Source organism: Stenotrophomonas maltophilia group sp. Smal13, assembly GCF_030236855.1.
GTDB classification, from domain to species: domain Bacteria; phylum Pseudomonadota; class Gammaproteobacteria; order Xanthomonadales; family Xanthomonadaceae; genus Stenotrophomonas; species Stenotrophomonas maltophilia_A.
In genome coordinates, this window is sequence record NZ_JASJSQ010000019.1 from 62,780 (window position 1) to 70,324 (window position 7,545).

5 protein-coding genes are annotated in these 7,545 nt (G+C 66.9%); 3 read left to right on the top strand and 2 right to left on the bottom strand.

What is annotated here, in order from left to right; translation table 11 throughout:
* Positions 1–13 precede the first annotated feature (13 nt).
* The gene (locus tag QRO95_RS09150; protein ID WP_285302363.1) at positions 14–2,344 is read left to right on the top strand and encodes a TonB-dependent receptor; all 2,331 of its coding nucleotides are present in this window, start codon (positions 14–16) and stop codon (positions 2,342–2,344) included.
* A 74-nt stretch (positions 2,345–2,418) separates the two neighbouring features.
* Here the strand turns inward: QRO95_RS09150 and QRO95_RS09155 are convergent, their stop codons facing one another.
* Both QRO95_RS09155 and rnd read right to left on the bottom strand, forming a co-directional pair.
* Positions 2,419–3,492, bottom strand: coding sequence for a hypothetical protein (locus QRO95_RS09155; RefSeq protein WP_032130293.1), 1,074 nt, complete (start codon positions 3,490–3,492; stop codon positions 2,419–2,421).
* Positions 3,493–3,582: 90 nt separating this feature from the next.
* Complete coding sequence (rnd, locus tag QRO95_RS09160) at positions 3,583–4,662, bottom strand: ribonuclease D (RefSeq protein WP_032130292.1); 1,080 nt, start codon at positions 4,660–4,662, stop codon at positions 3,583–3,585.
* Positions 4,663–4,746: 84 nt separating this feature from the next.
* On the opposite strand from rnd, the gene QRO95_RS09165 reads away from it, so the two are divergent.
* Together QRO95_RS09165 and QRO95_RS09170 are read left to right on the top strand one after the other, a co-directional pair.
* A complete protein-coding gene (locus tag QRO95_RS09165; RefSeq protein ID WP_049423890.1) occupies positions 4,747–6,633 on the top strand; it encodes a formylglycine-generating enzyme family protein in 1,887 nt (628 codons plus the stop codon).
* Positions 6,634–6,722: 89 nt separating this feature from the next.
* Positions 6,723–7,545 (top strand): M48 family metallopeptidase (locus QRO95_RS09170; RefSeq protein ID WP_285302364.1); only part of this gene is annotated, 823 nt, incomplete at its 3' end.

The following is a 7,545-nucleotide window of genomic DNA, read 5'->3' on the forward strand; positions in this document are numbered from 1 at the left end:
CTCAGAGCATTTCATGCCCTCCCATTCCGATTCCCGCCGCCTGTCGGGTATGTCGTCTTCCTTCGTTTCCTTCCGCCGCCATCCGCTGGCCCTGGCCTGTGCCGGCCTGGCCCTGGTCGGCAGCTTCGGCGCCGCCGCACAGGACAGCGCGCCGACCCCGACCGGCCTGGACACGATCACCGTGACCGCCGAACACCGTGAGCAGAACCTGCAGGAAGTGCCGGTCTCGGTGGGCGTGGTGCAGGGCGAGCGCATGCGCGACTTCACCGCCGGCGGCGACGACACCCTGCTGGCGCTGTCCGGCCGCGTGCCGAGCCTGTATGCGGAAACCACCACTGGCCGCATCTTCCCGCGCTTCTACATCCGTGGCCTGGGCAACATCGACTTCTACCTCGGTGCCTCGCAGCCGGTGTCGATCATCCAGGACGACGTAGTGCTGGAACACGTGGTGCTGAAGTCCAACCCGGTCTATGACGTGGACCAGGTGGAAGTGCTGCGCGGCCCGCAGGGCTCGCTGTTCGGCCGCAACACCACCGCCGGCATCATCAAGTTCGACACGCTGAAGCCGACCCAGGACTACACCGGCCGCGTCAGCGCCAGCTACGCGTCCTACAACAGCGTGTCGATCGACGGCGGCTTCGGTGGCCCGATCAACGACATCGCCTCGTTCCGTGTGTCGGCCCTGTACCAGCACCGCGACGATTACGTCGACAACACCTACAAGGGCCCGAGCGCCGACGGCACGGTCAGCCCGAAGAAGAACGCCATGGGCGGCTTCGATGACCGCAACGTGCGCGCCCAGCTGCTGCTGACCCCGAGCGACCAGTTCTCGATCCTGGCCTCGGCCCACGCCCGTGATTACGAAGGCACCTCAACCCTGTTCCTGCGCGGTGCGCTGACCAAGGGCTCGAACAAGACCGACGTGCCGCGCGACAAGGTCGCCTACGACGAAGCCGGCAACAACCCGCAGGCGTACAAGACCTATGGCGGTTCGGTGAAGGCGCGTTATGACTTCGGCGCGATCGACTTCACTTCGATCACCGCCTACGAAACCACCTCCGGTTACAGCCGTGGCGACACCGACGGCGGTGCCGCGGTGAACTTCCCGGTCAACGGCATGCCGAACGGCTACGGCCAGTCGATGGGCCGCATCCGTGACCTGGACCAGTGGACCCAGGAATTCCGCCTGGCCAGCCATGACGACAGCGCGCTGCAGTGGCAGGCCGGTGCGTTCTACTTCAACGGCAGCGACACCACCGACTTCTACCAGCGCGCGTGGTTCCTGCAGGGCGCGGCACGCAACCCGAACAACTGGGTGCGCCTGCGCAACAAGAACACCTCGTGGGCCGGTTTCGGCCAGATCAGCTACGCCTTCACCGACAAGTTCACCGTCACTGCCGGCCTGCGCCAGACCAAGGACGAGAAGCACACCCGCCTGCTGAAGACGGCTGACACTGCCGCTGGCGTGGTCACCTACAAGGGCCGCACCGACGTCAAGATGTCCGACACCACCCCGAGCTGGGATCTGAGCGCGATGTATCAGATCACGCCGGACGTGAGCGTCTACGCCAAGGTCGCACGCGGCTTCCGCGGCCCGACCATCCAGGGCCGTTCGGCGGTGTTCAATGCCGACTTCACCACCGCCGATTCCGAGACCATCCTGTCCTGGGAAGCGGGCGTGAAGAGCAGCCTGTGGGACAACCGCCTGCGCCTGAACGCCACCGCGTTCACCTACACCGTCAACGACATCCAGCTCAACGGCAACGATTCGGACGGCAACGGCGTGCTGTTCAACGCCGACAAGGCCAAGGCCTACGGTTTCGAAGCGGACATGGAGCTGCGTCCGATCCCGAACCTGACCCTGAGCGCCGGCCTGAGCCTGCTGCACAGCGAGATCAAGGACAAGCGCGTGTACGCGCAGGTCTGCGGCCTCAATGGCCAGGTGGTCTGCACCGTAGGCGACCCGACCATCAAGGTCGGTGCCAACACCTTCGCGCAGATCGACGGCAACCCGCTGCCGAACGCGCCGAAGTACAACGTCAACCTGGCGGCCCGCTACGACTTCCCGGTGAGCGACGCCGGCACCATGTTCGTCTCCACCGACTGGAACAAGCAGGGTTACACCAGCTTCGTGCTGTACGACAGCAAGGAGTTCAACTCCAAGGGTGACTTCGAGGGTGGCCTGAAGATCGGCTACTCGGGCAACTACGGTGCCTACGAAGTGGCGCTGTTCGCGCGCAACATCACCAACGAGAAGAACCTCAAGGGTGTGATCGAGAACTACATGGCCGCGGTCTACAACGAGCCGCGTACCGTCGGTGTCTCGCTGAACATGAACTGGTAAGCCCACCCCGTCGTGTAACGGAAACGGCGCTCATCGAGCGCCGTTTTTCGTTGCTGGCCAGGCATCATCCGTGCTCAAGGCGTGGCGCTGACGCCCTTGCCCAGCGCTGCATCGGACGGCGCACTGGGGCCCAGCACCTGCAGCTGCATCGCCTCCATCCGCTCCAGCACCTTGCGCTGCTTGCCGTTGAGGCCGCGCGAGGTGATTGCGATGTGCTTGCGTGCAGCGTCCAACGGCGCGGGTTGGTAGTGCACCCTGAAGCGGCGCAGGGCGCAGCCCGTCAGCTTGTCGACCGGTGCGCAGTCGTTCGCGTTGAAATCGATATCGCCGTCGGCGGCAACAATGAAGGGGCTGAGCAGGATCTGCCCTTCGTGGGCAGTGAAGGCCAGTGGCGCGTGGGCCTTGGCGATGACCGCCTGGATGCGTACGGCAGGGATGTCTTCAGGGACGATCCTGTCATCCCAGTAGCCTTCGGTCGGGCGCGAGGTTTCATAGTTCTGGGTGCCCCATGCCACGCAGTTGCCGGAAGCCACGTGCACCGAGATGCAGACCTGCTGGGAGTGCTGATCGGTCAGGACGCCCGGTGGTACCCAGACCTTCTTCCAGGAATAGAAACGGTAGTCGACGTCGGCAAGGCGGGTGGCGCCGATGTCCTTCGATACTTCGTCCATGGTCCCCAGCGGCTTCAGCTTGGCCACGCGGGTGTTCAGGCGGTAGTTCTCCGCACCGTTCAGCAGATAGGTGCCCGGCGGAATCAGATGCACCTCGAACACGTCCATCAACACCGTCCGCTGCGGGCCGGTTTCCAGTTCGTTGGTGTTGAACAGCTGCACATAGCCCTGGGAGGGAATGTCCTTGTGCTGGAAGGACACCCGCGTCGAGAACCCGGGCAGGTCGGTCGAGCGGTTGCCCAGATGAAAGCCGGGGACCGGAGAGCCGACGCCTGGCCCGCCGTTGTGCACGACATACGGGGCCGGCACCAGCACGGCAACCAGACCATCGCGGGTGGCACCGTCAATGATGTCCACCAGCTTGGCTGTGTTCTCCTTTTCCTGTGCATAGGAAAGCGGTGCGGCCTGCCCAGCGCATGCCAGGACCAACGGGGTTAGCAGCAGTGCGCAGGCGGTCGCGATCTTGAGGGTCTGCATCGACGTCTCCTTGTCAGTACCGGCAAACCCTAGCACGGCCCCAGCAGGCCTGAGGTGCACGGCGCCTGCGTGGTCCGGCGCCTTGTGCCATCAACGTGCCGGCAGCAGCGCCTGCAACCGCGATTCCAGTTCCTGCTGGCGCCAGCCGGCCAGTGCTGCCGGCCATTGGCGGCGTTCCAGATAGCTTTCCAGATGCTTGCGGGAGGCCAGCACGCCATCCGGCAGGCCCAGCTCGCGGCTGCGCTCGGCCACCGCGTCTTGAAGCTTCTTCACCGCCTGCTTGTTGCTGTCGTTGGCGGGTAGCGCCAGCGGTGCCCCGGCCTCATCGGCCAGCGGTGTGGACAGCGCCTGCCAGACCGCGCCGGCCAGCTTGCGCGGTGCCTTCGGGAACTGCTCGAACAGCTTGCCCAGCGCAGCCTCGTCGGCCGGTGGCGTGCGCGCCAGGGTGGCGGCCAGTTCGTTGTCCAGGATCCAGCTTCGCGGGCGGTCGCTGTTGCGTGCCTGCACATCACGCCAGCGCAGCAGGCGCAGCAGGCGGTGCTGTGCGGCCGCGTCGAGGAACTGCGCCGAGCGCATCGCCAGATGCGGCCAGCGGTCTTCGTCATTGGCGACGCTGGCCAGCAGGCGCTCGCCATCGTCATGCAGCCACTGCTGGCGGCCGAGTGCCTGCAGCTTGGCATCAATGGCGTCATGCAGCGCGAACAGGTGCTCGACGTCGTCGGCGGCATACTGCAGCTGCGACTCCGAAAGCGGGCGGCGCATCCAGTCCGAACGGGTTTCGCCCTTGGCCAGGGCGACGCCGGTGATTTCCGCCACCAGCTTCTGGTAGCCCATGCCGCCGCCGATGCCGGCCAGCGCAGCACCGATCTGGGTGTCGAACAGCGGCCGTGGCAGCACGCCGCACGCCCACTTGAAGGCGACCAGGTCTTCGCTGGCGCTGTGCATCACCTTGGTGATGGATTCATCGGCCAGCCACGGCGCCAGCGCCTCGGTCATGCCGGGAATCAGCGGGTCGATCAGCAGGATGTCCTGCCCGACCGCCATCTGCACCAGGGCCAGCTGCGGCCAGAAGGTGCGCTCACGGATGAATTCGGTATCCAGGCCGATGCGGGTCGGGCGCTGCTGGAAGTACGCATCCAGCTCGGCGGGGGTGGTGATCCAGGTTGCCACGGGTCAGGGCCTACTACTCGGGTTTGCTCAGGCAGGGGAGAATAGCCTAACGTCGGTGCGCGTCCGTGCCGAAGGAGGCTCTGCTTGCGTTTTTCGTTGTCACCCGTGCTGTGCACCGCCCTGGCCTTGGCCCTGGCCGGCTGCACGCCGTCGCCCCCCACGGCAACGGACCGGAGTGCCGGGGAACAGGCGCGCCCGTCCGCGGACGCAGACAGCGACGAGCGCCCGCAGGCCGGGCAGGGCAGCGTGACCATCGCCGGTGAGGATGCCGCCGAGGATGTACAGCAGTGGACGCCGCCGCGGGTGGACCGCCAGGGCCGCAGCCTGGCCCAGTTGCGCCGCGCCGCTGAGCAGGCGTTCGCCGAAGGACGGCTCTATGAGGATGCCGATGCCGCCATCCCGCTGTGGCTGGCGGTACAGGAAGAGGATCCGGATGACCGCCAGGCCCGCCAAGGCCTGCAGCGCGCCCGCCAGCGCCTGCAGCAGCAGGCGGATGCGTTGCTGGTGCGGCCGCTGAAGCAGCGCGAGGCGCTGGCCGAGGCCAGCCGCCAGGCGCTGGTGCTGCTGACGCTGGCGCCGAAGGACGAGAAGGTGCGTGCGCTGCAGGGACGGGTGGAGCTTGCCCAGCGGGTCGTGGCCTATAACCGCGCAGGCGAAGAGGACCTGCGCTCGGACCGGATCGGTGAAGACGGGGATGGGGCCATCGGCAACTTCCGTGAGGCACTGGCACTGGATGAGGACAACAGCCGCGCACGGCAGGGACTGGCCGCGGCCGAAAGTGGACTGATCCGCCGCGCCGAAGACGCGGCACGCACGCGTGATTTCGCCAGCGCCGGCACCTGGCTGGCCGAAGCGAGCAAGGTGCGCGACTCGTCGCCCACCATCGCCGACGCGTTCGAGCGCATCGAGCAGATCCGTGCGGCGGCATTGCTGCAGCTGCGCGATGACGGCCTGCGCGACCTGTCCACGCCGCAGGGCCTGAAGCCGGCGCGTGAGAAACTGGCCGAGGCCCTGCGCATCGCCCTGCCGGGAGACGCGGTGGTGGCCCAGCTGCGTGAGCGTATCGACCTGGCCACCCACTACGGCAGCTTCCGCCCTGGACAGGTGTTCAGCGACGCCATGCGCGATGGCGGACGCGGGCCGCAGATGGTGGTGGTGCCGCATGGCGGTTTCCAGATGGGCGCCGGCGATGCCGAGCCGGGCTCGAGCGATGCCGAGCGACCATCGCACTATGTGCGCTTTGATCGAGGCTTTGCGATGGCGATCACCGAGGTCACGGTCAGCGATTTCCAGCGCTACGTGAAGGCGACCAATGCGCGCCCACGGGCGACGCGGCGCGGCCATTCGGTGGTCTATGACGAACGCAGCGGCAACTTCATCCGCCGCAGCGGCGTGGACTGGCGCTCGGATTACGACGGTGGCCGCGCGATGGCCAATTCGCCGGTGATGCACGTCAGCATCCGCGATGCCGAAAACTATGCGGCGTGGTTGTCCGAGCAGACCGGGCGCAGCTACCGGTTGCCCAGTGAAGCAGAGTTCGAGTACGCGCTGCGCGGTGGCAGCAGTGGTCGCTACCCCTGGGGGGATGCCGGCACGCCGCCGCCGGGCAGCGGCAATTTCACCGGCAGCAAGGACGTGTCGCCGTCCGGGCGGCATTGGCACAACGCCTTCATCGGCTATGGCGATGGCTGGTGGGGGCCGGCACCGGTAGGGAGTTTCCAGGCCAATGCCTTCGGCCTGCACGACATGGGCGGCAATCTCAGCGAATGGGTGGCCGATTGCTGGCATGCCAGCTACCGGCGCGCGCCCTCCGATGGCGCCGCCTGGTTCAACCCGGGCTGCCGCGCACGGGTGATCCGGGGCGGCAACTGGGCCAATGCGCCGGAGCAGACCCGTGCCGCCTGGCGGCAATCCCAGGACTCGGATACCACCAACGCGCGCATCGGCTTCCGCCTGGTACGCGGCATCTGATCGGCGGCCGGCTTCACCCGTTGCTGGCATCGGCGCACTAAGATTGCGCCGTGCCCGCCGGCCGGCGGGGCCTGCTGGAAGCCGACCCGATGCGCAATGATCCCTTCTCCCGCTCGCCGCAAGGCCCGCAACGGCGCGGCCTGTTCGGCAACATCCGCTGGTGGGTGCTGTTGCTGGCCGCCGGCTATGCGGTCTTCTACTGGTTTTCCAACCGCACGGTGGATCCGTATACCGGCGAGAAGGTGATGATCGACAGCAGCCTGGATGCGCGGCAGGAGACCGCTTTGGGGCTGCAGGCCTACCAGCAGATCCTGTCGCAGGAACGGCCGATGGATCCCAATGCGCCGATCGCGCGCGATGTGCGTGACATCGCCCAGCGGCTGATTGCCAAGGTCGATGTGGTGGAGACCGCGCTGGCCCAGGAGCACGGCGTGCAGCCGGCGCATTTCGCGCGGGATTTCCAGTGGGAAGTGAATGTGATCCCGTCCGAGCAGGCCAATGCGTTCTGCCTCCCGGGCGGCAAGATGGCGGTCTACACCGGGCTGGTGCCGGTGGCGCGCACCCGCGATGCGATGGCGGTGGTGATGGGCCATGAGATTGCCCATGCGCTGCTGCGCCACGGTGCACAGCGGATGGCCCAGCAGAAGCTGACCCAGATCGGGCAGGTGGCCGGCGCCGCCAGCGGCATGGATGCGCAGCAGCAACAGATGATGATGTCGGCGATGGGTTATGGGTATCTGCTGCCGTATGCGCGCAGCCACGAGACGCAGGCCGATGAAGTGGGGCTGATGCTGGCCGCAGCGGCGTGCTTCGATCCACGCGAGGCGGTGCCGCTGTGGCAGCGCATGGGCCAGGCCAGCGGTGGCCAGGCGCCGCCGGAATTCTCCTCGACCCATCCCAACCCGGGTACCC